At 34.8% G+C, this 819-nt stretch carries 1 protein-coding gene; it reads right to left on the bottom strand.

Annotated features, from left to right (window positions below):
• Positions 1-819 (bottom strand): ABC transporter ATP-binding protein (locus ACTYA4_RS22070; protein ID WP_445505877.1); only part of this gene is annotated, 819 nt, incomplete at both ends.

Below are 819 nucleotides of genomic sequence, written 5' to 3'. Positions count from 1 at the left end.
TGTAATGCTGCCGGAATCTTTTTTCATTAACCCTGTAATTGCTTCAATTAATTCAGATTGCCCATTTCCATCTACGCCAGCGATGCCGACAATCTCTCCAGCTCTTACATCTAAATTGAAGGAATGAACGACTTTCACACCACGTGAATCTTTTACACTTAAATTTTTAATAGAAAGAATGGTTTCCTTTGGCTGTGCTTCTTTTTTATCTGTTTTAAACGTAACTTCTCTGCCTACCATTAAACTAGCTAATTCATTTGGATTTGTTTCGCTTACATTGTATGTACCAATTCCTACTCCTTTACGAATAACGGTAACTCGATCGCACACTTCCATAATTTCTTTTAATTTATGGGTAATCAAAATAATTGATTTTCCTTCTTTTATTAACGTTTTGAAAATGGCCATTAATTCGGTTATTTCTTGAGGAGTCAACACAGCAGATGGTTCATCAAAAATTAATATTTCCGCACCTCGATAAAGCGTTTTTAAAATTTCTACTCTTTGCTGCATCCCTACTGAAATATCAGAAATTTTCGCTTTTGGATCTACTGCCAACCCATATTTTTCCGAAATTTCCTTTACTTCTTTTTCTGCCTTTTTTAAATCGATTTTCCCTTTATTGACCGTTTCTTTTCCTAAAATAATGTTCTCGGTAACGGTAAATGTATCGATCAACATAAAATGCTGATGCACCATGCCAATTCCTAAATCGTTGGCTACATTCGGATTAGAAATGTTCACCTTTTGTCCCCGAGCCCTAATTTCTCCTTTTTCCGGCTGATATAAACCAAAAAGAACATTCATTAAGGTTGATTT

Source organism: Niallia yueguangensis, assembly GCF_052663115.1.
The sequence above is the reverse complement of the archived record's forward strand: the minus strand, read 5'-3'. Positions and strand labels throughout refer to the sequence as shown.